At 67.2% G+C, this 22025-nt stretch carries 23 protein-coding genes; 3 read left to right on the forward strand and 20 right to left on the reverse strand.

The genetic code is table 11. The features are described 5' to 3' along the window. Positions 1 to 20: 20 nt before the first annotated feature. From FAZ98_RS27710 to FAZ98_RS27785, 16 genes are all read right to left on the reverse strand, one after another. On the reverse strand, positions 21 to 608 hold the full coding sequence (locus tag FAZ98_RS27710; RefSeq protein WP_158956062.1) for an RNA polymerase sigma factor: 588 nt from the start codon (positions 606 to 608) through the stop codon (positions 21 to 23). A gap of 95 nt (positions 609 to 703) precedes the next feature. Further along, positions 704 to 1918 carry an SAM-dependent methyltransferase gene (locus FAZ98_RS27715; RefSeq protein WP_158956064.1) on the reverse strand — a complete coding sequence of 405 codons (1215 nt, stop codon included), beginning with the start codon at positions 1916 to 1918 and terminating at the stop codon, positions 704 to 706. Continuing rightward, positions 1915 to 2964 (reverse strand): DUF1365 domain-containing protein, encoded by a 1050-nt coding sequence (locus tag FAZ98_RS27720; RefSeq protein WP_233272864.1) that lies wholly within the window; start codon positions 2962 to 2964, stop codon positions 1915 to 1917. The genes FAZ98_RS27715 and FAZ98_RS27720 overlap by 4 nt, the downstream gene beginning before the upstream one ends. After that, positions 2961 to 4316, reverse strand: coding sequence for an NAD(P)/FAD-dependent oxidoreductase (locus tag FAZ98_RS27725; RefSeq protein WP_158956066.1), 1356 nt, complete (start codon positions 4314 to 4316; stop codon positions 2961 to 2963). The genes FAZ98_RS27720 and FAZ98_RS27725 overlap by 4 nt, the downstream gene beginning before the upstream one ends. 192 nt (positions 4317 to 4508) lie before the next feature. Continuing rightward, positions 4509 to 5123, reverse strand: coding sequence for a lipocalin family protein (locus tag FAZ98_RS27730; RefSeq protein ID WP_158956068.1), 615 nt, complete (start codon positions 5121 to 5123; stop codon positions 4509 to 4511). Continuing rightward, a complete protein-coding gene (locus FAZ98_RS27735) occupies positions 5120 to 6319 on the reverse strand; it encodes an SAM-dependent methyltransferase (protein WP_158956070.1) in 1200 nt (399 codons plus the stop codon). The genes FAZ98_RS27730 and FAZ98_RS27735 overlap by 4 nt, the downstream gene beginning before the upstream one ends. Then, the gene (locus tag FAZ98_RS27740; protein ID WP_158956072.1) at positions 6316 to 7158 is read right to left on the reverse strand and encodes a DUF1295 domain-containing protein; all 843 of its coding nucleotides are present in this window, start codon (positions 7156 to 7158) and stop codon (positions 6316 to 6318) included. The genes FAZ98_RS27735 and FAZ98_RS27740 overlap by 4 nt, the downstream gene beginning before the upstream one ends. Positions 7159 to 7371: 213 nt before the next feature. Continuing rightward, the gene (locus tag FAZ98_RS27745; RefSeq protein WP_158956074.1) at positions 7372 to 8133 is read right to left on the reverse strand and encodes an anti-sigma factor; all 762 of its coding nucleotides are present in this window, start codon (positions 8131 to 8133) and stop codon (positions 7372 to 7374) included. Then, a complete protein-coding gene (locus tag FAZ98_RS27750) occupies positions 8130 to 8708 on the reverse strand; it encodes a sigma-70 family RNA polymerase sigma factor (RefSeq protein WP_158956076.1) in 579 nt (192 codons plus the stop codon). The genes FAZ98_RS27745 and FAZ98_RS27750 overlap by 4 nt, the downstream gene beginning before the upstream one ends. Positions 8709 to 9032: 324 nt before the next feature. After that, positions 9033 to 9248, reverse strand: coding sequence for a YXWGXW repeat-containing protein (locus FAZ98_RS27755; RefSeq protein ID WP_158956078.1), 216 nt, complete (start codon positions 9246 to 9248; stop codon positions 9033 to 9035). 88 nt (positions 9249 to 9336) lie between these two features. Then, entirely contained in the window at positions 9337 to 10497 is a 1161-nt protein-coding gene (locus FAZ98_RS27760; protein WP_158956080.1) for a DUF1501 domain-containing protein, read from the reverse strand. A 3-nt stretch (positions 10498 to 10500) separates the two neighbouring features. Continuing rightward, positions 10501 to 12009, reverse strand: a complete 1509-nt coding sequence (locus FAZ98_RS27765; RefSeq protein WP_158956090.1) for a DUF1800 domain-containing protein — start codon at positions 12007 to 12009, stop codon at positions 10501 to 10503. Positions 12010 to 12160: 151 nt separating this feature from the next. After that, entirely contained in the window at positions 12161 to 12694 is a 534-nt protein-coding gene (locus FAZ98_RS27770; protein WP_158956092.1) for a periplasmic heavy metal sensor, read from the reverse strand. Further along, positions 12691 to 13155 carry a hypothetical protein gene (locus FAZ98_RS27775; RefSeq protein ID WP_158956094.1) on the reverse strand — a complete coding sequence of 155 codons (465 nt, stop codon included), beginning with the start codon at positions 13153 to 13155 and terminating at the stop codon, positions 12691 to 12693. Before FAZ98_RS27775 ends, FAZ98_RS27770 begins: the two co-directional genes overlap by 4 nt. Continuing rightward, positions 13152 to 13766, reverse strand: a complete 615-nt coding sequence (locus FAZ98_RS27780; RefSeq protein WP_158956592.1) for an RNA polymerase sigma factor — start codon at positions 13764 to 13766, stop codon at positions 13152 to 13154. The genes FAZ98_RS27775 and FAZ98_RS27780 overlap by 4 nt, the downstream gene beginning before the upstream one ends. A gap of 331 nt (positions 13767 to 14097) precedes the next feature. Then, a complete protein-coding gene (locus FAZ98_RS27785; RefSeq protein WP_158956096.1) occupies positions 14098 to 14397 on the reverse strand; it encodes a YXWGXW repeat-containing protein in 300 nt (99 codons plus the stop codon). A 349-nt stretch (positions 14398 to 14746) separates the two neighbouring features. Here FAZ98_RS27785 and FAZ98_RS27790 point away from each other — a divergent pair, with 349 nt between their 5' ends. After that, positions 14747 to 15028: a hypothetical protein gene (locus tag FAZ98_RS27790; protein WP_158956098.1), complete on the forward strand. Its 282-nt coding sequence runs from the start codon at positions 14747 to 14749 to the stop codon at positions 15026 to 15028. Between the two features lie 215 nt (positions 15029 to 15243). Here FAZ98_RS27790 and FAZ98_RS27795 read toward each other — a convergent pair whose 3' ends face one another. Further along, positions 15244 to 15750 carry a MarR family winged helix-turn-helix transcriptional regulator gene (locus FAZ98_RS27795; RefSeq protein ID WP_158956100.1) on the reverse strand — a complete coding sequence of 169 codons (507 nt, stop codon included), beginning with the start codon at positions 15748 to 15750 and terminating at the stop codon, positions 15244 to 15246. Between the two features lie 117 nt (positions 15751 to 15867). On the opposite strand from FAZ98_RS27795, the gene FAZ98_RS27800 reads away from it, so the two are divergent. After that, positions 15868 to 16869, forward strand: coding sequence for a substrate-binding domain-containing protein (locus tag FAZ98_RS27800; protein WP_158956102.1), 1002 nt, complete (start codon positions 15868 to 15870; stop codon positions 16867 to 16869). 137 nt (positions 16870 to 17006) lie between these two features. Here FAZ98_RS27800 and FAZ98_RS27805 read toward each other — a convergent pair whose 3' ends face one another. Together FAZ98_RS27805 and FAZ98_RS27810 are read right to left on the reverse strand one after the other, a co-directional pair. Next, positions 17007 to 17900: a cupin domain-containing protein gene (locus FAZ98_RS27805; protein WP_158956104.1), complete on the reverse strand. Its 894-nt coding sequence runs from the start codon at positions 17898 to 17900 to the stop codon at positions 17007 to 17009. Between the two features lie 5 nt (positions 17901 to 17905). Beyond that, positions 17906 to 18733: an RraA family protein gene (locus FAZ98_RS27810; protein ID WP_158956105.1), complete on the reverse strand. Its 828-nt coding sequence runs from the start codon at positions 18731 to 18733 to the stop codon at positions 17906 to 17908. Positions 18734 to 18903: 170 nt separating this feature from the next. Between FAZ98_RS27810 and FAZ98_RS27815 the strand changes: the two genes are divergently transcribed. After that, entirely contained in the window at positions 18904 to 20487 is a 1584-nt protein-coding gene (locus tag FAZ98_RS27815) for an IclR family transcriptional regulator domain-containing protein (protein ID WP_158956107.1), read from the forward strand. Positions 20488 to 20544: 57 nt separating this feature from the next. Here the strand turns inward: FAZ98_RS27815 and FAZ98_RS27820 are convergent, their stop codons facing one another. Beyond that, the gene (locus FAZ98_RS27820; RefSeq protein WP_158956109.1) at positions 20545 to 21849 is read right to left on the reverse strand and encodes an MFS transporter; all 1305 of its coding nucleotides are present in this window, start codon (positions 21847 to 21849) and stop codon (positions 20545 to 20547) included. Positions 21850 to 22025 lie beyond the last annotated feature (176 nt).

Consider the following 22025-nt stretch of genomic DNA (forward strand, 5'->3'; position numbering starts at 1 on the left):
GTTCGATTCGGGCGGCGCGCTCACGGCTCCAGCCCGTCGTAAGACGATCGCAAGCGTTCGCGCAGATGCAGCACCGCATAGCGCTTGCGTGCGAGCAGCGTGTTGACGCTCACGCCGGTTTCGGCCGCCATCTCCTTGAAGCTGCGGCCGTCGAGTTCGTGCGCGACGAAAACGTCGCGCTGGTTCGCGGGCAATTCGTCGAGCGCGGCGCGCAGCGTGTCGAGCAGCGCGGCGCGCGCGTAGGCGGCTTCGGGGCCGGCGTCGGGCGAGGGCAGCGCGAGATCGAGGCGGTATGCTTCGTCGCTTTCGTCGGGCGTGGCCGACTCGGCAGGCTCGTGCAGCGGCACCTCCTTCTTCTTGCGAAAGCGGTCGACGATGCGATTGCGCGCAACCCGGAACAGCCACGCGCCCACCTGCTCGATAGGGTCGGTCAGGCGCCAGGCACCCACCAGCTCCTCGAACACGTCCTGAAGAATGTCCTCGGCTTCGTCCTGGTCGATCACGCGGCGGCGAATGAAATTGCGCAGGCGCGGCCGCTCGCGAGCGACGGCGTCGGCGATCTCACGGTCCTGCCCGGTGAGCGTGGTCGGGGTGTGCGGCGGTTCCATACCCGTGAAGACGAATCGGGAAGGGAAATATTGTGGCCCCGGCGGCCACATCGGCGAAATTTTTTAATTGTCGATGAATGCCGATGTCGCGAACCTCAGTCCGCCGCGCGCACGACGAAGTGCACGACGTCGGTGCGGTCCTCGTCGAAGGCGGCTTCGCAGTAGGCGAAATAGAGGCGCCAGATGCGGATGAACGCTTCGTCGAAGCCCAGCGCCCGCACCTGGTCGAGATGGGCGTCGAACGCCGCGCGCCACAGCCGCAGCGTGTGCGCGTAGTCGCGGCCGAAGGCGAACACGGCTTGCGCGTCGAGCCGCGCGAGGCGCGCGGCGCTCACGAAACGCCCGGGGCTCGGCAGCATGCCGCCCGGAAAAATCGTCTCGCGGATAAAGTCGCTCGACGCGCGATAGCGCTCGAACTGCGCGTCGGCAATGGTGATCGACTGCACGAGCGCACGCGCGCCGGGCTTCAGCAAGCGCCGCAGCGTAGCGAAATAAACCGGCCAGAACATCTCGCCCACGGCCTCGAACATTTCCACCGACACGATCGCGTCGTACTGGCCTTCGAGTTCGCGGTAGTCGCGCAAACTCACCTCCACGCGCTCGCCGAGATCGGCCGCCATCACGCGTTCCACCGTCATGGCGTACTGCGCCTGCGAGATCGTGACCGCGTGCACGCGCAAGCCGAGCCGCGCCGCATGCAGCGCGAAGCCGCCCCAGCCGCAGCCGATTTCCAGCACGCGCATGCCGCGCGCGAGCCCGAGCGTTTCGACGATGCGCTGATACTTCGCGGCCTGCGCCTCGGCGAGCGGGCGATGCGGGCGCCCCTCGAAGCAGGCGGCCGAATAGGTCATCGTCGGGTCGAGCCAGAGGCCGTAGAACGCGTTGCCCAGATCGTAATGCGCGTGAATGTTGCGGCGGCTGCCTTCGCGCGTATTGCGCCGCAACCGGTGCCGCAGCGCATACCAGAGCCGCGCGAACGGGCCGCCGTGCAGCGTGGTCGCGGCGGCCGCCTCGTTGCGGATCGCGAGCCGCATGAGCGCCGTTAGATCGGGCGAATCGAGCCATTGCGCGCGCAACGCATCCGCAAAGCCGATGTCGCCCGCGCGCAGGATCGCCTGACACGCGCGCCAGTCGTGCAAGTGCAGCGTCGCGGCCGGTGCGTCGTGCGGATCGCCGTACACCTGGCGCGTGCCGTCGGGCAGCGTGAGCGTCAGATGGCCATGGCGGATCTTGCGCAGCAACGCGAGAAAGAGCCGGGACGAAAGCGGCATCGGCGGATGCGAAGCCGAAGGCAGGCGTAGCAGCGTCATGAACGGACCTCGTGATCGGGATGACGTGTGAGCGATGCGTCGGGTGTGTCGGGCGTGTTGGACGCCGATCCGGCCGATGAACGCGGCGACGCCTGCGCCCGCCGCGGCGCGGGCGGCGTCTTGCCGAAGAACGGCACGCGCAGGCGCCACAAACGCAGCGCCTGCCAGTGAATGCGTAGCACCACGGCGAGCGCGTTGAACGGTTGCAGCGCGACGGCCTGAAGCGCGCGCGCCGCGTCGAGCGGGTCGGCGCGCAGTGCCACGGACGTGCGCAGCAGCGGGCCCGCGCCGGGCCCGTGGTCTGCGTCGTCGCTATCGTCGCTATCGTTGGTGTCGTCGTGGTAATCGATCGCCACGGTCAGATGCGCCTCGCGCTGGCGCACGCGAAACGTGTAGCGTCCTTCGACACGGCAAAACGGCGAAACATGAAACGTCTTGCGGCAGCGCAGTTCGGTGTGTTCGTCGATGGGCGCGTGTCCCGGCGCGCTCAGCAAATAGCCGTGATACGCGCCGAAGGTGTTGCGCACGTCGGCGTACAGCGCGCGCAGGCGGCCGTCGCGGTCGTAGCAATACCAGAACGCGACCGGATTGAACGCATAACCGGCAATGCGCGGAATCGCCTGCAGCCAGATTGCGCCATCGGCGGGAATGCCGGCTTCGGCGAGTTGCGCGCGCATCCACGGCGCGAGCGCGCGGCCGTCGCGCGGGCCGTAGTCGCGTGTGTCGAGCGAGAGCAGGCGTCTGCGGTTCACGCCAAACCAGCGGTTGTCCGCCGCGTCGAGCCGGTCGAGATCGCAACACACCTGGAACAGCGCGTAGGTGAACGCATGGCGCACGGGGCGGCGGCGCTCGTGATACACGAGGCCGGTGAGCCAATACGCGGCCGGGGGCTGGAGCGCGGCGCGCGCGAACGGCGGCGCCTTGACGGCGTTCGCGCGGGCGTTCTTGCCGGCGTGCGAATCGAGGTCTGCATCGGCGTTCGTTTCGGCATTCGAAGCGTTTCCGGCGGCGTCGATCTCCGCGTCGGGACCGGCGGCGCGCATCATGGCTGCGCCCACGGCGGCGACACGCCGAAGTCGCGCGCCACGCGCAACGCCGACTTCAGGCCGTCTTCGTGAAACCCGTAGCCGGTCCACGCGCCCGCGAACCACGTCGAGCGGCGCCCTTGCAGCGCGGGCAGACGTTGCTGCGCGTCGACGGCGGCGAGATCGAGCAGCGGATGCTCGTAGGTGTAACGCCCGAGCACGCTCTCGGGCGCGGGTTCGGCAACAGGATTGAGCGTGACGACCACGGGCGTGCGAAACGGCAGCGGCTGCAACTGGTTGATGAGATAGCTCACGCAAACGGGCTGCTCGTGGCGATCCGCGTGGCTCGCTTTGCCCGTGCCATCGTCGTCACGATGGCGGCTCAGATAATTCCACGCCGACCACACGCGGCGGCGGCGCGGCAGCAAGGCGGTGTCGGTGTGGAGCAGGGCGAGATTGCGCTGATACCGCACGGCGCCGAGCACGTCGCGTTCGGCGTCGTCGGCATCGGCGAGCAGGGCCAGCGTCGTGGGCGCGTGGCTCGCGAGCACCACGGCGTCGAAGGGCTCGGCACCGCCCGCGTCGGTGACCACGCTCACACCGCCGCCCGCGCCCTCGCCATCGACAGGATCGTGACGCCGCACCGCGCGCACGGGCGTGTTCAGGCGCACGTCGTCGAGCGTCGCGGCCATGCGCGCCACGTATTCGCGCGCGCCGCCCGCCACCGTCTTCCACGGCGGCCGGTTGTTCACCTGCAGCAGCGCATGGTTGAGGCAGAAGCGCAGAAAGGTCGCGGCCGGAAAGCGCAGCACGTCGCGCGCGGCGCTCGACCAGATCGCGGCCGCCATCGGCAATAAATAGTGGCGTTGGAACGGCGCGCCGTAGCCGCCCGCCACCAGCAGTTCGCCAACCGAAAGCCGCTCGCGCCGCGCCGTTTCGAAGTTGCTTTCGGCGGCGGCGTTGAAGCGCAGGATGTCGCGCAACATGCCGATAAAGGTGGGCGAAACCAGGTTGCGGCGCTGCGCGAACACGGTATTCAGATTGGTGCCGGCCCATTCGAGCGCGCCGCCGTCCACGGAAACCGAAAACGACATGTCGCTCGTGTGCGTGCGCACGCCCAGTTCCGCGAACAGCGCGACGAGATTCGGATAGGTGCGGTCGTTGAAAACGAGAAAGCCGGTATCGACGGGATGACGCGTGCCGTCGAGTTCGACCTCCACCGTGTGCGCGTGCCCGCCGAGGTAATCGGCGGACTCGAACAGCGTCACGCGATGGCGGCTCGCAAGCCAGTAAGCGCTCGCGAGCCCGGCGATACCGGCGCCAACCACGGCCACGCGCTGGCCGGGCGGCAAGACCGCAAATTCAGGCTTCATCTTGTCAGGCTCCCTGATTCGTGCGTTGTCGTTATGGTCCTGTGGTCTTGTGATCGTGGTCCCTTGCCATGCGGTAGGCGGTGGTCTCGCTCGCGCCGTTTTGCCCCGTTTTTTGCGTCGCTTGTGCGTTTCTGTTACTCCACTCGTACGGATATACGGTCGATAGCCGCGTTCGGATGCAGCGCGCGCGCATCAAGGCGTGGCAAACCCCGGTTGCCCCACTTGCGACGGCAGTTGCGGCACGCGCCGGAAGCGCGTGGTGTCGTAGCCCATGGCGTCGAGCCGCGCCAGCAACGAGCGGTAGGTGGCGTCGTCCATGGTCGGTTCGCGCGCGAAGATCCAGCCGAGCGACTTGCCCGGATAGCCGAGGATCGTGTAGCGGTAGTCGGGGTCGACATAGAGCGTGAGCTGCGTCACGTGAATGGGCCAGAAGAGCCGCACGCGCCACTCGCCGCCGCCGCTGCCGGGCGCGACGGTATCGACGAAATGAAAGTGCTTTTCGGGCGCGTCGAAGCCTTTGCGGCCGAAAAAGGCGTCGTCGATCCGGCCGTCGTCGCGCAGCGTCCACTCCGCGCGGCTCGCGACGAAACCGCGCTCCGCGAAGTACGGAATATTGGCGATCACGTACCAGCGCCCCATGTAGCGCGGCAGGTCCACGCTCACGGGTTCGAGCGGGGCGCTGGCGCGCGGGTTGGGATTGGGCGGCCCGTTGCTGCAACCGCTCAGCGCGAGCGCGACGAGCGCGGCCGAGGCCACGAGCGCGGGCAGCGCGATGCGGCGTACGCGGCTTGACGGCGAGCGCTTCATTGCGCGCCTCCGCGATGCCCCGCCACAGCAGCCGCCGATGCCACCGATGCCACCGATGCCACCGGAACGGCCGCGCGCTTGCGCAACGCATAATGCGCGACGCCCCATTCCTGCCCGCGCGCGTAACCGAACAACTCGGCCACGGCCATATAGAACATGCGCCAGCGCTGCAACGCGAGACCTGCGTTACCGCTGGCCGCGAGCAAGGGCAGCGCCCGCCCGCGCGCCGCATCGAGCGCGGCGAGCCACTGGTTCGCGGTGCGCGCGTAATGCGTGCCGTCGATCCACCATTGGCGCGTGATCTGCAAATCGTCCTGAAACCGCAGCAGCAGGTTCGCCGAGGGCATCGTCCCGCCCGTGAAGAAATGGCGGGACATCCAGTCGCTTTCGTCGCGGACGTTGAAGTGATACGCGAGCAGCCGGTGCGCGAAGAGATGCACGAACACCTGGCCGTCGTCGGCGAGCCAGCGCGAGATTTTTTCGAGCAGCAGGCCGTAGTGCTTCATGTGCTCGAACATTTCGATGGAGATCACGCGGTCGAACTCGGGCTCGCCGGGCGCGAACTCGAAGCTCGCGACATCGCCGGTTACGATGCGCAGGTTCGACAGACCGAGTTCGTTCGCGCGCCGCTCGATGAACGCGCGCTGTCCGTGCGAATTCGACAAACCCACGATCTGCAACTGCGGATAACGCTGCGCGAGCCATAGCGTGAGCGCGCCCCAGCCGCAACCAAGGTCGAGAATGCGCTGGCCCGCGCCGAGCTGATCGAGCTGGGCGCGTTCGGCGTAGAGCGCGAGCATCGCGTCTTCGGCTTGCGCGAGGGTTTCGTCGCCGCGCGGGTAATACGCGCACGAGTACTTGAGGCGCGGTCCGAGATGCGCCGCGAAGAACTCGCCGGGAATCTCATAGTGCTGCGTGTTGGCGGCCTGGGTTTCGATGGCGATAGGGCTCGCGCGCAGTTGCGCGATCAGCGTTTCGAGCGCTTCGGCGCGGCGCGCGCCGTCGTTCGCGTGCTCGGCGGCGAGACGCTGGCGCATGAGCGTGCGCATGCCCGCGCGGATCAGCCAGTCGGGCAGCCAGCCGCGTTCGCAGCAACGAATCGCGAAGTTTTCGTCGTAGCCGGAACCTGTGGCGGCAGGGGACGCCGATGGCGATGCGCTGGCGGAACGGCTCGGCGGCGGTGCGGCGACGGTCATGATGATTTGCTCCTTTCCTGGCGGTTTTCGTGGGCGGCGTGCGCGTGTTCGTGACGCTCGAGGCGGCCGCGCGGCGGCCACGGAAAGAAGGCGCTCGTCGTTGCCATGTAGTCGCGGTAACCGGCGCGCGTGTGTACGAGGCGCGCTTCGAGCAGCGGCACGCCGGAGAGCTTGAGCAGCATGAAAGCCATCGCGCAGGGCGGCACGAGCGTGGCCCAGCCATAGGGCATGCCGATCGACCAGACGGTGTAGGCGCACCAGTGCAGCGACTCGAAAAAGTAGTTCGGATGACGCGTGTAGCGCCACCAGCCGCTCGTGCAGACGTGGCCGCGATTGGCTGGGTCGGCGAGGTAACGGCGCAGCTGGCGGTCGGCGCTGCCTTCGCCCGCGATGGCCGCGAAGCCGATACCCAGTGCGACGACAATGGCCGGAATGGACGGCGTTTGTGTTTGCCACGCGGGCACGAAGAACGCTATCGACAGGACGATGGACACGACCGCTTGCAGCACGAAGAACGCGAGCATATTGCGCGGCGCGGCGGCGCCCCAGCGTTCGCGCAACGCGGCATAGCGCGGGTCTTCCGGGCCGCCGTAGTTGCGTTTCCACAGATGCACGCCGAGCCGCAGACCCCACGCGCCGCCGCCCAGCGCGACGGCGGTGCGGTTGAGCGCGGCGCCCGGCCCGACGGCGGCGGCGAACACGGCCACCGCGCCGAGCGACGCGGCCCAGACCGGATCGATCATGCCCGCGTTGCGGGTGCGCAGTTGCACCAGCCAGACGCAGACGACGGTGACGACGAGCGCGGCGAAGGCCAGCGCGACGGCGGTGACGATCGGCATGCGGACTCCATGACGAGGCGAATACCGATAGATACGCAGGCCGCCATCGACCGGATGCAGAAAAACGTGGTGGGGAGCGAAAAATTTATCGCGAGGGCAATGCGTGCGCGGGTATGCGACGTGCGCGCGGCGGCGCGCTCAAAGGGCGTGGGTTGCGATGCGCGTAACGAGCGCCGCTGGTGGGCGCCGCCGCTAGGCCACCGGCGGATACGACTAGGCGGCCGCGTGCATTGGCCCGGTCGCGACGACCGGTCCCGTGGGCTGGCCCGTGGTGGAACCGCCTTCGGGCTCGATCGAGACGGCGAGGATCGCCTTCGCGCTCAGGCGCGCGACCACGTTCGCGGGCAGCGTCATGTGCGCGGGCGCGTCGGCGGGGAAGACACCCAGCGCGATGGGCTTCTCGCCGGGAGGAATCAGCCACAGTTCGGTCGCGCGGCCCGCGGCGATGGTGGGCTTGACGGCGGGCACCACCACCATTTCGTGTCGGCTCAGGTCGACGGTGGCGGTCCAGTGCGCGATGCCGTCGGGGCGCGCGATGGTCGCCACCATATAGCCTTCGGACGCGTTCTGAACCTGCGCGGGCGCCTGCGCGACCTGTTCGGTCTGCTGCGCCTCGCGCAGTTCGACCACGCTGACCACGGCGAGCGCGATGGCCGCCGCGCTCGCGCCCAGGCCCACGAAGCGCCACACACGCAGGTTGTCCCACCACGTTCCGGGCGGTGCGTCGGCGGCGCGGCGCGCGGGCAGCCAGCCCAGATCGCGTTCGATGCGGGTCCACACGCGCGCGGGCACCGCGAGCGGGCGCACGTCTTCGGCGAGCGGCGCGAGACGCCGCTGCCAGGCGTCGAGCGTGGCCGCGAGCGACGGATCGGCGCTGGCCTCGCGTTCGAGCGCGCGACGCTCCACGGCGTCGAGGACGCCCAGCGCGTATTCGGCGCAGCGCAGTTCGGGGTCGCGTTCGGCGGGTGTGCTCATTGCTCGAGGCAGGTCTTGAGTTGCATGAGGCTGCGGCGAATCCAGCTTTTCAGCGTGCCGAGCGGGACACGCAGACGTTCCGCGAGTTCGCTATAGGTCGCGCCGCTGAAGAACGCCTCGCGCACCGCGCCGCGCTGTGCCGCTTCCAGCCGCTCCATGCAGCGTTCGAGGCGCGCGCGTTCCTCGCTCGCCTCGGCGGCGGCGGCGGGCGTGGGATCTTCGTCGGGAATTTCGGCGGCGGCGGCTTCGTCGAGCGGCGCTTCGCGATGCTGACGCAAACGGTCGATGGCGCGATTGCGCGCGAGTGTGACGAGCCAGGTCATGGCGCCGCCGCGCGTTCCATCGAAACTGTCGGCGCGGCGCCAGGCGCTCACGAACACGTCCTGCAACAGGTCTTCGGCTTCGCCACGGTCGTGCACCATGCGCACGATCACCGCGAACACGTGCCGCGAGGCCAGGCGGTAAAGCTCGGCGAATGCGGCCTGGTCGCCGCGCGCGGTCGCGTCGAGCAGGGCATTGAGGCGCGCGCGCGAGGCGGCGTCATGGTCGTCGGTAGTGCCGGACGGATCGCTCATGCAGGGAAAGGGGCTTCGGGCGCCCACACGCAAGGGGTCGGCCGAATATAGCACCGCCCGCGAAAACGGGGCGAGAGAGCGTCGGCCGACTGGCGGGTATCGATCTCGATCGGCGAGCGTGGCGGGAAAAGCAAGCATGGGGCGGTCTGCCTGGGCGGCCTGGTGCCGCGTCTGTCGTAAATACGAACGAAGCGCGGCCGCGGACGCAGGCATCGGCACAAAAAAAGCGCGCCGGCCCTCGCGGGTTGCGGCGCGCTCCTTCCTGCGCGTCACGTTGGCGTGGGGCGCGGTGTGGTCACCGCGCGCGCCAACCGGTTGCGTCGATCAGTAAGCCTCCACCCAGTGGCCGGGCACCCAGCCCCAGTGGTTGCCTTCCCAGCGGTAATGGCCCTTGACCCAGTGATAGCCGGGCGCGGGCGGCGGCGGCGCGACCTCGACGCGCGGCGCGGGCTGCGGCGGCCGCGCGGGTTCGACCACGCAGGCGGAAAGCAGCGCGCTGCCGGTGACGAGGGTGGCGAGAAGTATCGGCTTCATTTTCATGGTGGTGTCCTCTCCTTGATGGTGCGGATGTGTAGTTGGCGTTGGTCTCGTCGCGCCGCATCCGTCGTTGCTGGGTATTACGTTGCGATCACGCCTTGACGAGGCCCGTCATGGGTTTCGCGTTGCCCGCTTCCGCGAACAGGGCTGCGTGCGTGCGTTCCGGATCGAGCCGCAAGCTCTCGGCGGCGGCGCCCGCAATGAGCGCGTCGAGCGACGCCGTGGGTTTGAGGTCGCGGCCTTCGTAGAGATCGGCGTGACGCAGGCCCGGCCAGTCGGCGACCACGCGGCCGCCCGCCACCGCGCCGCCCATCAGCATGGCGACGGAGCCCTGGCCGTGGTCGGTGCCGCCCGTGCCGTTGGCCGCCGCCGTGCGGCCGAACTCGGTCGCGACCAGCACCGTGGTCTTGTCCCACGCCGGGCCGAGGCCGTCGCGCAGCGCCGCGACCATCGTGTCGAGCGCTTTCAGCTGATTGGCGAGGCGCGGGTTCTGCGCGCTGTGCGTGTCCCAGCCGCCGGTTTCGATCATGGCGATGCGCGGGCCGTCGGGGCGCGCGAGGAAGTCGGCGGCGAGCTTGCCCACGCCCGCCGGGTCCTGTTTGGCGCGCGCGTCGCCGGCGAGGCCGCGCGCGTTCATCGCCGAGGCCCACAGGCCGCGCAACTGCGCGTCGCCGTCGTAGAGCGCGGAGACGCGCGTGAGCAGATCGTCGGAAGCCGCGGGCAGCGCGGAGGCCGCGTACGAGGTCGCGCGCGCCGAACCGCGCAGCGCGAGCGGCATGGTCGGCGCGAAAGCGATGGCGCGGTCGTTGCCGCCTTCGCGTGGGGCGCCGAGTTGCGCGACGAGCCGGTTGAGCCAGCCGTCCTTGACCTGATACGGCGCGCGGCCGCCGGTTTCGAGCACGTTCTGGCCGTCGAAGTGCGAACGGTCGCGATACGGCGAGGCGATCGCGTGCACGAACAGCGCCTGGCCCGAGCGATACAGTTGCGCCGTTTGCGGCATCGACGGATGCAGCGCGAACGTGCCGTCGAGTTTCGCGGCCTTTGTCGTGTCGATGGCGAGCGCGCCGCGCAGGCCCGCGTAAGCGGGATCGGCGTAGGGCACGACGATGTTGAGACCATCGGCGGCGCCGCGCTGGATCACGAAAACGAAGCGGCGGTCGGTGGCCGCGCTCGCGAACACGATCTGCGGCGCGACGAGCATCGCGCCCGCGCCGGAGGCGGCGACGCGCAGGAATTGGCGACGGGAGAGCATCGGTTATCTCCTCAGAAAATCGGGCGAAACGAGCAGGAGCGCCACGGCGGTCTGCGCGCTTTCGGCGTGCGTGACGGCGGCGGCGGTGGGCGCGCTCAACGCGCCCGGCAACACGCTTTGGCCGAGCGTGCGCGGATCGAGCCGGTCGCCCACGCGCGAGGCGAAACGCTGCGCGACTTCCACGCGGCGCACGAGCGCGTCGGGCGCGGCCCAGCTCGCGGCGATGTCGTCGTAACCAGCGGGCGAACCGGGCCGCCACACGGGCTGACCCAGTTGCGTGAGCAGCGGCGCCGCGTTCAGGTCGCCGTGGTCGCGCCAGCCGAGCGCGCGCATCGACGAAACGGTCCAGTCCCACGGCGTTTTGAACTTCGTATCGGCGGCTGTCCACGCTTGCGGCGACGCCACGAGCGCGCGATACACCGTGGGCAGATCGCCGCCGCTTTGCTCGAAGGCTTGCGCGAGCTGGGCGGTGAGCGCGGGCGGCGGATCGTCGGCGACGAAGTGGCGCGCGAGCTGGAACGCGACGTGTTGACTCGTGGCGTTCGCGTGCGCGAGATCGTGCAGGATCGCGAGCGCCTGACGTTCGCCATTGGCCGCGTCCGGCTCGGGATATTGACGGCCCATGACCGTGCGCGCGCCGGGTTCGTGCAGCGCGGGGCGAAACACGAACGCGCCCGGCGCGGCGTTACCGGGCTGCGGGCCGCGCACGCCCGCCACGCTCCAGCCCGTGAGCGCGCGCGCGAATTCGGTCACGTCTTCCTGCGTGTAGCCCGTGCGCGCGCCGAGCGTGTGCAGTTCCATGATCTCGCGCGCGAGATTTTCGTTGAGGCCGCGCGCGTGGCCCGGATCGCGCGCGTCGGCGCGCAGCGCGGCGCGGCTGTTCGGGCCGACCGAGCGCACCTGATCGAGAAACACCTGCATGGCCGCGTGCTGCTCGACGGCCACCAGCATGTCTTCGAATTTGCCGAGCACGTGCGGGCGGATCGCTTCCATCTCGAACGAGCCCGCGAGACCGGCGAGCGCCGGTTTGTCGACGGACACCGCGAAGTGATTCGACCAGAAGTGCACGAGGCGCTCGACGAACGGCGTGTCGGTTTGCAGCGCGCTGGCGAGCCGCGCGTTGACGGCGCTGCGATACACGTCCACGCCCTCGCGCCGGATCGTGCGGTTGACCGCCTGGCGCTGAGCCTGTTTGTTCGTCGCCGTCGACGTGGACGATTGGGGCGCTGGTGTCGATTGCGTCGCTTGCGTCGATGCGGACGACGCCGGCGCGTTCGCGCTCGCGGCCGTATCGACGCCATTCAAGCCCTGCATGCGCTCCTCGCCGAAACGCGTGGTGAGCGCGACCGCGCCGGGCTCGTCGCGCCAGGCGGCGGGCAGCGGTTCGTAGCGGCTCAACTGGTCGAGCAGCCAGTGCTGGGGATTGTCGGGCGGCGCCTCGTCGGGGCGCGCGCCCAGGCCGAAGCGATTCAGTGCGATCGCGGCGGCGCGGGTGGTTGGCGGGTGGTCCATGCGCGGTCCTCGTGGCGTGGCGGATATCACGTTAAACGCCGCTCGCGCCAGGATCCGTCGCACGATTTTCAGTTTTTTTCGCTGGCGCGATTTCGCAACATAACGGGCGATGACGCGCGGCGAAGCACGTTCAAGCGTGCCTGGCGGCGCGTCATTCGGCCTCGCTGGCCGTGTTCGGGTCCGGGTCCCTGTTCTTGCGTGGCGGCGCGAGCGGCTGGCGCCACTGGCCGCTGCGCTTCAGGCCTTCGGCGAACTTGAGGCGCTCTTCGGGCGTGAGCGTGGCGGCATAGTCGGCGACGCCGGTTTCCACCTTCGCGCGCAACGCGCTGTCGGCGGCGCGGGTGCGGGCGAGCGCGGCGTCGAGCGCGGCGCGGTCGAGCGTGGGCGCGGCGAGCAGATCGAGTACGGCGCGACGGTCTTCGCGGGCCTCGCGCGCGTCGGCGCGGCCGTTGCGGCGCGCGTCGCGCAAGGCTTCGACGAACTGCTGGCGGCGTTCGGGCGGGAGTTCGTCGGTGGCGAACCGCAACGCCACGCGCGGTCCCGGCCGCGCCTCTTTTTGAGTGAGCGCGGCCAGCGTGCCGTGCGTGGCGAACCAGCGCCACGCGCCGCCCGCGATGCCGCCCAGCAGGAACACGTTGAGCAGCACCGAGCCCACGATCAGCGCTTTCCAGGAACGGCCGTTCATTCGTCGCTCCCGTCGTCGAGCGAGCCAAGGAAGCTGCTTTGATGCGCGGTGTCGTATCCGCTGTAGGCTGGGTCGCTGGCGGTGTGCGTCGCGCCCGGCGCGCCTGCGAGCAGCGCGAACGACATGGCGAACGCGCCGGCCAGCGCGCCCGCGAGCCCGACGCCCGCGAGGCCCACGCCGGACCACCAGAAGCGGCGGCGCGAGGCGTCCTTGCGGCGCGGCAACGGCGGCGTGAGCGAGGGCGCGCTCGTCACGATGCGTTCAACGAGCGTGCGCGACGGCGGCTCGATGAAATCGCGCGCGAGCCAGGCGTCGAGTTCGAGCGCGGCGGCGAGTGCCGCGTCGGCTTCGTCGCGATGCGCGCGCGCCCACGCGAGCGCGTCGGCGCGTTCTTGCTCGGGCCAGCGGCGCGGGTCGGCGCCCCACGCATCGACGAGCGTGTGGAATCGTTCGGGTGTCATGCTGAATCCTTGCCGGCGGGGCCGCCGGCCAGTTGTGCGCGCAAGGTGCGCCGGGCGCGCGCCAGCAGGCTTTCGAGCGCGTCGACCGAAATGCCCATCAGGCCGGCGGCTTCCAGATTCGAAAGCTCCTGATAATACGTGAGCACGAGTGCCTCGCGCTGACGCACGGGCAGCGCGGCCAGCGCCGTGCGTACGTGTTCGTCGCGCGAGCGCGTCTCGAGCCGAAGATCGGGCGCGGGGGCGGGATCGGCCTCGTCGGGCAGGGTATCGACGGGTTCTTCGCGGCGGCCGCGCAAACGGTCGTAACAGAGATTGAGCGCCACGCGGTGTAGCCACGTGTCGAACTTCGCTTCGCCGCTGCGCCATTGCGGCGCCTGTTTCCAGATCCGCATGAACGCCTCCTGCGCAATGTCCTCCGCCTCCATGCGGTCGCCGAGCAGGCGCGTGGCGAGCGCGAGCAGACGCGGCAGCTTGCGCGCGACGAGCGTGCGCACCGCGCCCGCGTCGCGTTCGCCCACGCGGGCGACGAGTTCGGCGTCGGGGTCGCGCTCGCTCAAGGCACGGGCCTGGCGGTCGTGGGCGGGCGCGGACCGCGCGCCGGCGGCGGGCAGGACAGGCGGTCCAGCGAGTGTCGCGGCGCGCGTGTCATCGTCGTGTCCTCCCTGGCGTTCGTGGTTCGCATCATGGCCCGTATCGAGCGCCGCCGAATGACTCGGTGACTGGCTCGAAGGATGGCTCAATTCGCCAGCCGCTTCCCCGGCAACCGGAGAAGCGGCGTCGGCCGGTTCGCGAACGTTCAATATACGACGACCGCCGGCCGGTAGTAGGCAGGCCGCGCCGGCACCACCACGCAGCCACTCAGAATGACCGCGGCGAGGGTCAGGATAACGAGCGTTTTCATGGCTGCGCTCCATCTTCGCTATTCCGGTTCATCGGCGCGCCTCAGGCCCAGTGGCCCGGCATCCAGCGCCAGTTCGGCCCGTGCGCGATCCAGTGGCCCGGCACCCAGCGGTGTCCCACGCGCACCGTTTGCCAGTGGCCGGGCGCCCAGACATAGCCGCCGTGCGCATAGCGCCAGTGGCCCGGGTCCCACGCGTAGCCGGCGCGCGGCGGCGGCACGGTTTCCACGCGCGGCGGCGGCGGCGCGCTCGGCGCGATGATCACGGTCTGTGCGAACGTGGCGCCGCTGGCGAGCGCGAAAACGGCTGCGGCGAGCAGCGTGCGGATGGATGACTTCGGCATGTTGACCTCCCGTTGTTCGTTGCCGGACGCCGTCGCGCGTGAGTCTGCGCGCGGCCTGTATGACTTGAACGGGGGAGGCGGTGGAAATCCGTCGCGGAAATCGCGATTTTTTTCGGGCGGCGTTTTGTGCTGCTCTTTTTGCGGATTGTTTTGGTGGGCGTGCGGGGCCGGGCGCGGGCTTTTCCCGCTCGCTACGGCTGATCTAGCGCCGGTTCGAGAGTGGGTGCGCCTACCTGAAGATCAACCGCGAACGCGTGTAACAAAACCACACCATGCTTGCGCCCTGTCAAAAATACTGTATAAATACACAGTATGGATGTGCATACAGTAGTCCTTGACGGGAGGTCTTATGGCACCGCTGATTCGCATTGTGAACGACGAGGATCGCCGCTCGGTCGAGTGGCTGATCACCAACGTGGGCGAGGCGCGCGTTACCGCTGCCGCGCAGCGGCTGAGCCGCGGCGGCCGTGGGCCGTTCGTCTCGGCGGTATGCCGCTATCTCGGGGCGTGGCCGCCGCCGTCGCGCGCATCCGCGGCGGAGAACTCGCGCTACCGCGTTGGCGACGAATATCTGGCGCGAATTCGTGAGTTGCTGGCGCGCCGCCACGGGCCCACGGCGCCTGCGCATTGAGGGCGAGGGCGCGAATCATCGGGTAGCGCAGCGCAAGGCTTTAGAAAAGGCGCACCGTTTTGCAAGGCGGGCCGCTTCGGCCCGTACGCATCACGCGCCGGCGTGGGGCGTACGTCGGCGGTCGGCCATCGGTGAAAAGAGCGGGGCGGCGAACTCGAGCGCCATGCCGGCCATCGGCCGGCCACGACCTTCCTCCCTGGCCGCCACGGCCTTTCTCATGCCTCGACCGACGCTTCGCTTTCCATATGCCGAAGCACGGAATGGAACGTTTTGAGTAGCTTTCCATCGGGCATGCCGGTCTCGCCGAACAGGCGCTTCTGAACGGCAATCACGAGCGGCAGCGCCTTGCGCATGCGAGCCAGTCCAACCTGGGTGACGGTCACGTTCTTCGCCCGCACATCGATCGAGCTCGTTTTTCGCGTCACCATGCCTTTTTCGTCGAGCGCTTTGAGCATTTGCGAGAGCTGGACTTTGTGAATGTCGCTGAAGCGGGCGAGCGTTGTCTGCGTGACTTCGTCTCCGTCCTTCGAGAGCCACGCAACCAGCGTCAGGGTGGTGAACTGCAGGTGCGTCAGTTCGAGTGCCTCCAGCGCCCGGTCGATTTCCCGCTGGTACAGGTGGAACATCTTCCAGAGAACGAACCCGATGGCGCGATCCGGTGCGCCCAGCGAGAGGCTCGTGAAGGCTTTCTGAAGTTCCTTGGGTTTGACATCGACATCCATGGGCTGCAGCCTCCGCAAAAAAGAGTGACAGCGTCGTGCGAAATCACGTGCCTTGCATATTGTAAATGCATTAACTATTATCGGGTAGTGCTTCATCCAACCCAAAGGAGGATGCCGATGAATCAACTACCGCTGGATATCGCTTTCTGGAACTACGATCGGGTTCAACCCCTGATCGACGGTACTGTCGAGATCAAGAACGTTAGCGCGTCTTTTCATACGGCGCGCATCGTGACCGAAATCTTCAAGGGAATGATTGCCGAGCGGCAATACGACGTAGCGGAATTGGGCATGACTTATCTCCTGCGCACGATCGATCAGCCCAATGCGGAGTTCGTTGGCATTCCTGTTTTTCTGAACCGGGCATTCCGGCACTCGGCGATCTATATCAACAAGTCGAAGGGGATCGAACGCCCGCAAGACCTTGCCGGCAAGCGTATCGGTGAACTGGCGCTCTACGGGCATGACTCCGGCATCATGTCCAAAGGCGTGCTGGCGGATGAGTTCGGCGTTCAGCCGGCATCCGCGCAATGGCTCGTTGGCGCGATCGATTTTCCCATGGAGCCGGTCGATTTCGTGACGCATCCGCATCCCGCCAATGTGCAGGTGGAATGGGCATCGAAGGAGGCCGATCTGGGCACGATGCTGGAAGAGGGCGAACTGGACGCGTTGATCTCAGCCGATATCCCGAAGTGCGTGCTCGAAGGCTCGCCGAAGGTCGGCCGGCTATTCCCGAATTACGTCGAACTCGAACAGGCGTATTTTGCGCGTACCCGGGTCTTTCCGATCATGCACACCGTTGCGGTGCGCCGCACGCTCGCCGAGGAGCGGCCGGACATCGTGAAGGCGGTGTATGACGCGTTTTGCGAGGCCAAAGCCAGCACGATGAAGAACCTCGCGATGGGCATGACGTTCAACAATATGTCGCTGATGGTTCCATGGCTGACGCATCGGCTCGAAGAGAACCGGAATACGCTGGGCAACGACTGGTGGCCCTATGGCATTGCGGGAAATCGCGTCGCGCTCGAAACGATACTGCGCTACCACTACGAACAGGGGATTACGTCGCGGCAGTTGTCGGTGGACGAGGTCTTCGTGCCGTACCTCATGGACACTTGATTCATGGGCACTTGACTCATGGTCACTTATGAAAGCAACACGGTTATGCCGCGTTGCTTAGCCGGCGGCGTACCCGAAGCACAACGAGCTTGCCCGGTTGCGCTTCGCCATTCACGGCGCTTCGGGCATCGCCGCGATCACCGATCCTCGTGCGGCTCCATGAGGGGATATTCATCGCCATTGCGCACAAAACCGGGCATCTGCGAAAAGTCCATACGTGGCGGCCCGAAAATGTCCACGAGCCAGCAACCGGCTTCCAGCGCCTGACTCGTATGGATCAACCCGGCGGGCAAGGAGATCGCGGCGGGACTGTCTATCTCCAGATGCTCGTCGGCTTGCCATTGCGTCGAATCCGGCCCCCAGGGGGTACGCAGATGATGCGCGAATCGACCCGCGTAAGTCAGCGTGATCTGCTCGAAATCGTCGTGTGAGTGGGGCTTGAGTTTCTTGCTGTCGCGCTTGCCCGGATAGATATCGGTGATATTGACCATCAGATTGGTGCAGCGAAACGCGCGGCCGGGCTGCGTGGCATCGACATAGTCGTCCAGCCGGTAATGCCGCAATTTGAAGCCGTTCACCGGATCGGGCCATGCACGGCATTCGCTCAATTCGGGCGCGCCAGCCGCGTAGTCGGCTGCATTGAGCGCCGCGCCCAGCGTTTCTCGCGACGTCGTGCCGACGATGTGCGCGAGCAGGCCGTTGCCTTCGACATCGACCTGGCTCTCCCCGGGTGGCAGGATAAAGAGGGTATCCCCTTCGCTTGGCGCCTGTTGCTGCATCGTATCCACGCGAACGCGCACGCGTAGTGCTGCTGGCGCGACGATCATCGATTCCGCCGTTTCGCGAATGTCGATCGTTGCGCGTCCTTCGATTCGCGTCATCGCAAGGGCGAAGTGCGCGGTGCGCAGAACCCAGCGTTGATTGCCGTGGCTATCGAGTTGCGGTGGCGTGTCGAACCTCGTGATGGTGCGGCTGCGAGCGGGAACGACGATGCCGCGCTTGCGCGGCCGCGTGCGGGTTTCGGCGTTCATCGTGCTCACTCCGCGCGCTGGGGAATGGCCGGGCGGCCGTCGGCGACCCATTGCCGGAATTCCTCGCGCGTTTTCTCGTTCGCCGGGAACACGCCCCACAGCGCGTCGCCCGCACCGATGCGCAGGCTGATGTACTGCTCGATATCGTCCTGTGCCTCGCAGGCGTCCGCGAGTTCGGCGGCCAGATGGGGGGGGATCACGGTCACGTTGTTGCGGTCGCCGTGGATGATGTCGCCGGGATAAACCGCCACGCCCGCGCAGCCGATCGGCACTTGCAGATCGGCGACATGGTGATACGCGAGCCGCGACGTGGCCGTCACTTCCTTGCTCCAGGAAGGAATGGCCATATCGCCGATTTCGTCGCCGTCACGAAACGCGCCGTCGGTAACAACGGCGGCTGCGCCGCGCAGCATCATGCGCTTGACGAGCACGTCGCCCATGGCGGCGGCACGACCGTCGCCGCGGCTGTCGATCACGAGCACGTCGCCGCGTTGTACCTGTTCGACGCCGAACCATTGCAGGTTATCCGCGTTTGGCTCGGTGGTGACGGTCGCAAGGGTATCGACATGTTCGCGCGCCGGTATGAAGCGCATGGTGTAAGCGCGGCCCGCAAACGGCTTCAGATCCCGGTTGAGCGGCTTGATGCCCACCATCACCGGCTGAATGTAGCCGCGCTTGAATAGTTGCGTGGTGAGTGTGCCGCTCGACGCTTTCGCGAGGCGTTCGAGCACCGAGTCGGGAACGTAGTGCGGGTTGTTGCTTCGTTCGCTCAGTTCTTCTAGAGTGGGAACGCGCGCGTTCGAGGGAGAGAGCGGCTCGATGGTTGTGTTCATGCAGGAATCCTGATCGGTTGACGGTGTGCGCCGAGTGTCTTGCGGCGGTGATGACCGCGAGTGCGCTAGTTCGAATAACTATCCCATAGAACCTACCCACGAAAAACCGCAGCGAACGGCTTTGCGTTGGCATACGGTGCGAAGTGTTCCAGATGGTGAGACACGAAAAGATGAGCAAGAGCAGCAACACAGGTGAGGGAACCGCGTCGCTCGAAAAGGCGATCGATGTGCTGGATGCAATCAGCGCTGCCCCGGAAGGCATCAGCCAGTCGGAGCTTTCGGAGCAGGTTGCGTTGCCGCGCACGACGCTGTATCGCATTCTCGCGACGCTAAACGCACGCGGGCTGGTGCGCCGCGATCCGTCGCGGCATGTCTATTGCCTCGGATTCCGCTGCGTGGAGATGGCACGGCAGGCGTATGCGATGCCCGAACTGGTTTCCGCCGCGTCGCACGAGTTACGGGCGTTGCGCGACCTGACTGGAGAAACCTCGTATGTCGGCACGCTGGAAGGCATCGACGTGGTTTCGCTGGAGCGCTACGACAGCCCGCACACGCAGCGCTCGCGCACCTCGCACGGGCACCGGAAGCCCGTGTATGCAACGAGCCAGGGCAAGGCGATTCTGGCCGCGCTGCCTGCCGTCGAGCGCGACGCCATCGTGGCCGCGGTGCGGCTCAAAGCGCACACGGAAATGACGATCACCGACCGTCGCCGTCTGGTGGCGGAGCTGCGCGTGGTGGCCAGCCGCGGTTACGCCATCGACGACGAAGAAAACGTGCTGGGCACGCGTTGCGTGGGCGCGGCCATCACAGACGCGCACGGGGTGGTGCGGGGCGCGATCAGCGTGGCGGGACCGGCGTATCGGCTCACGCATCATCGGCTCGAACTGCTTGGCCCGGAACTGGTTGCGGCCGCCAGGCATATTGGCGCGCTGCTGACGCCGCTTCGACGCGCGGGCGAAAGCACGGGCGATGCGGTCACGCCCACTTCGGCGCCCACTGCGCTATACGGTGCGCATCCGGTGTGGTCGCCCGAGCGTCAGGCGCTGATCTGGGCAGATACCTTGGCGCCCGCGCTGCGCATATCGAGCGAGAGCGGAGGGGAACAGCGCGTGCAGATTTCGCATCCCATCCGCTGTTTGCTGGTCACGGCGCAGGGCATACGCGCATTTCACGAAGCAGGCAGCACTCTGGTGGATGCCGATAAAAAACGCCCGCCGCCCGACACCGATCGCGTTTTGCTCGCAGCCTGCGTGGGCGCCGAGGACATCATATGGGTGTCGAGCTTGCAGGCGCGTAAGTTCCAGATTGGCATCTTGCACGACGATGGCGCGTTTACGAGCAAATGGTCCTTGAATCATGCCGTCGATGGCTTGCGCTTTGATCGCACTACGGGCCTGTTATTCGGCACGATGCCGGATACCGGCGACATCATCGTGCTGAATCCGTCGCGAAAGGAAGTGCGCACCTTTGCGCGCGTGCCGAAGAGTTCGGGCGTGCTCAGCGGTCTCGATGTCGATAACGAAGGCGGCGTTTGGGTCGCGTTGCGGGACGGCTGGAGCGCGATGCGCTTCGCCGCAGACGGCAATCTCGATCAAACGGTGCCGCTGCCGGTGCCGTGCCCGACCGGTATCGCCGTGGGCGGCGTGGATGGCAAGACGCTATTTATCGCTACGGCGCGCCAGCCGGTTCCGCTCGACGTGCTCAAGAAAGCGCCGCTTTCCGGCAGCCTGTTCAGGCTAGCGCTCACGGCGTAACGAAAAAGCGCGCCGTGGGAACGATCCACCGCGCGCTTTATATTAAAACGAATTTTATTAGTTATACGAAACAGATGGGGAGCGCGTACGCGGCGAATGCAGCAACAGCGCAATTGCGAGCGCTGAGCACAGCGCAAGACCGGCGGCAACGGCGAACGCCATCGGGTAGCCGCCGCCATATTGCACGAACCAGCCCGTCAGCCCCGGCGCGATCAAACCGGCAAGATTGGCGACCAGATGCACGAAGCCGCCCGTCACGCCCACTTTCTCTTGCGGCACGACTTCACGCACCAGCACCCAGCAATTTTGCGGAATCATGAACGAGCAGATGCTCGAGCCGGAGATCGCGAGCACGGCCAACACCGCGCTTTGCGAGCGCATCGTTACCACCATCAGCACCGCCGCGCCTGCGAGCGCGACCAGCAGCAAGGTCTTGCGGGCCGCCACGCTGTCGCGCGAGCGCTTGACCATGCTGTCGCTGATCCAGCCGCCCGCGCCCAGTCCAATTGCTGCGCCCAGCCACGGAATCGCGCCAACCACGGCCATTTCGCGCACGTTCAGATGCTGGAAATCGACCAGATAACTGGGCAGCCACGAGAGGAGAAAATACAGCAGATAGTTCGAGGCGAAAAAAGCGATGCAGATGGCCAGCACGCGCTTCGAGAGCAGATGGCTCCAGATACCGCGCGACGGCGAGGCATTTTCGGCAAGCGCGGTTTCGCGCTGCAACACCGCCGCGCGTTCGTGGCTCGCCGCGATCTGCTCGCGCTCGACCGGCGACACACGCGGATGCTGCTCCGGCGTATCCCGGAAGAATCGCAGCCACGCCAGCACCCATACGAGACCCAGCACGCCCGTCACGATGAACGCCACGCGCCAGCCGTAGTTGAGCGCAAGAAAGCCGATCAGCGGCGCGGCGATGGCGGCTCCGAGCGGTTGCCCAATGGCGATGAAACCCACGGCGCGCGCCGCTTCTTCGCGGGGAAACCAGTGGGTGATGGACTTGTTGATGGTCGTGCCCATCGGTCCTTCGCCAATGCCGAACAACACACGCACGGCCAGCAGCCCGGAAAAGCTCGACATTGCCGCGGTGGCGGCGCAGAACAACGACCAGAACGAAGCGGCGGCGGCAAACACGCGGCGCGGGCCGAAGCGGTCGGCGCACCACCCGCCGACAAAGCAGAACACGCAATAGCCGGTGAAGAAGGCGCTGAATAACAGCCCCATCTGATAGTCGGTGATATGGAGTTCGGAGCGGATAAACGGCGCGGCCACGGACATGGCGGCGCGGTCTACGTAATTCAGTCCGCCGGCGCAGAAGAGCAGGATGCCGACGATCCATCGATAGCGATGTTGACCCATAAAAGCAGGTGTCTCCGTGGAGTTTTTAGTGTGGTTATGACTTATGTGCCCATGCTACGCAGATGAACGCGCTTGTCGATAGGCGCAACGCCGCGTGCGGAAGCGCTGTTCTCACATCTTGAGACTGGCGGCGGTGGCGCTTGCATCTCGGGCGCACGCTTGTGCACAACTCGCCG

Source organism: Paraburkholderia acidisoli, from assembly GCF_009789675.1.
Taxonomy (GTDB): Bacteria; Pseudomonadota; Gammaproteobacteria; order Burkholderiales; family Burkholderiaceae; genus Paraburkholderia; species Paraburkholderia acidisoli.

Bases quoted from the DNA above. Each gene is read 5' to 3' on its own strand.
- FAZ98_RS27710 (WP_158956062.1), bottom strand. From the start codon at position 608: ATGGAACCGCCGCACACCCCGACCACGCTCACCGGGCAGGACCGTGAG.
- FAZ98_RS27715 (WP_158956064.1), bottom strand. From the start codon at position 1,918: ATGACGCTGCTACGCCTGCCTTCGGCTTCGCATCCGCCGATGCCGCTT.
- FAZ98_RS27720 (WP_233272864.1), bottom strand. From the start codon at position 2,964: ATGATGCGCGCCGCCGGTCCCGACGCGGAGATCGACGCCGCCGGAAAC.
- FAZ98_RS27725 (WP_158956066.1), bottom strand. From the start codon at position 4,316: ATGAAGCCTGAATTTGCGGTCTTGCCGCCCGGCCAGCGCGTGGCCGTG.
- FAZ98_RS27730 (WP_158956068.1), bottom strand. From the start codon at position 5,123: ATGAAGCGCTCGCCGTCAAGCCGCGTACGCCGCATCGCGCTGCCCGCG.
- FAZ98_RS27735 (WP_158956070.1), bottom strand. From the start codon at position 6,319: ATGACCGTCGCCGCACCGCCGCCGAGCCGTTCCGCCAGCGCATCGCCA.
- FAZ98_RS27740 (WP_158956072.1), bottom strand. From the start codon at position 7,158: ATGCCGATCGTCACCGCCGTCGCGCTGGCCTTCGCCGCGCTCGTCGTC.
- FAZ98_RS27745 (WP_158956074.1), bottom strand. From the start codon at position 8,133: ATGAGCACACCCGCCGAACGCGACCCCGAACTGCGCTGCGCCGAATAC.
- FAZ98_RS27750 (WP_158956076.1), bottom strand. From the start codon at position 8,708: ATGAGCGATCCGTCCGGCACTACCGACGACCATGACGCCGCCTCGCGC.
- FAZ98_RS27755 (WP_158956078.1), bottom strand. From the start codon at position 9,248: ATGAAAATGAAGCCGATACTTCTCGCCACCCTCGTCACCGGCAGCGCG.
- FAZ98_RS27760 (WP_158956080.1), bottom strand. From the start codon at position 10,497: ATGCTCTCCCGTCGCCAATTCCTGCGCGTCGCCGCCTCCGGCGCGGGC.
- FAZ98_RS27765 (WP_158956090.1), bottom strand. From the start codon at position 12,009: ATGGACCACCCGCCAACCACCCGCGCCGCCGCGATCGCACTGAATCGC.
- FAZ98_RS27770 (WP_158956092.1), bottom strand. From the start codon at position 12,694: ATGAACGGCCGTTCCTGGAAAGCGCTGATCGTGGGCTCGGTGCTGCTC.
- FAZ98_RS27775 (WP_158956094.1), bottom strand. From the start codon at position 13,155: ATGACACCCGAACGATTCCACACGCTCGTCGATGCGTGGGGCGCCGAC.
- FAZ98_RS27785 (WP_158956096.1), bottom strand. From the start codon at position 14,397: ATGCCGAAGTCATCCATCCGCACGCTGCTCGCCGCAGCCGTTTTCGCG.
- FAZ98_RS27790 (WP_158956098.1), top strand. From the start codon at position 14,747: ATGGCACCGCTGATTCGCATTGTGAACGACGAGGATCGCCGCTCGGTC.
- FAZ98_RS27795 (WP_158956100.1), bottom strand. From the start codon at position 15,750: ATGGATGTCGATGTCAAACCCAAGGAACTTCAGAAAGCCTTCACGAGC.
- FAZ98_RS27800 (WP_158956102.1), top strand. From the start codon at position 15,868: ATGAATCAACTACCGCTGGATATCGCTTTCTGGAACTACGATCGGGTT.
- FAZ98_RS27805 (WP_158956104.1), bottom strand. From the start codon at position 17,900: ATGAACGCCGAAACCCGCACGCGGCCGCGCAAGCGCGGCATCGTCGTT.
- FAZ98_RS27810 (WP_158956105.1), bottom strand. From the start codon at position 18,733: ATGAACACAACCATCGAGCCGCTCTCTCCCTCGAACGCGCGCGTTCCC.
- FAZ98_RS27815 (WP_158956107.1), top strand. From the start codon at position 18,904: ATGAGCAAGAGCAGCAACACAGGTGAGGGAACCGCGTCGCTCGAAAAG.
- FAZ98_RS27820 (WP_158956109.1), bottom strand. From the start codon at position 21,849: ATGGGTCAACATCGCTATCGATGGATCGTCGGCATCCTGCTCTTCTGC.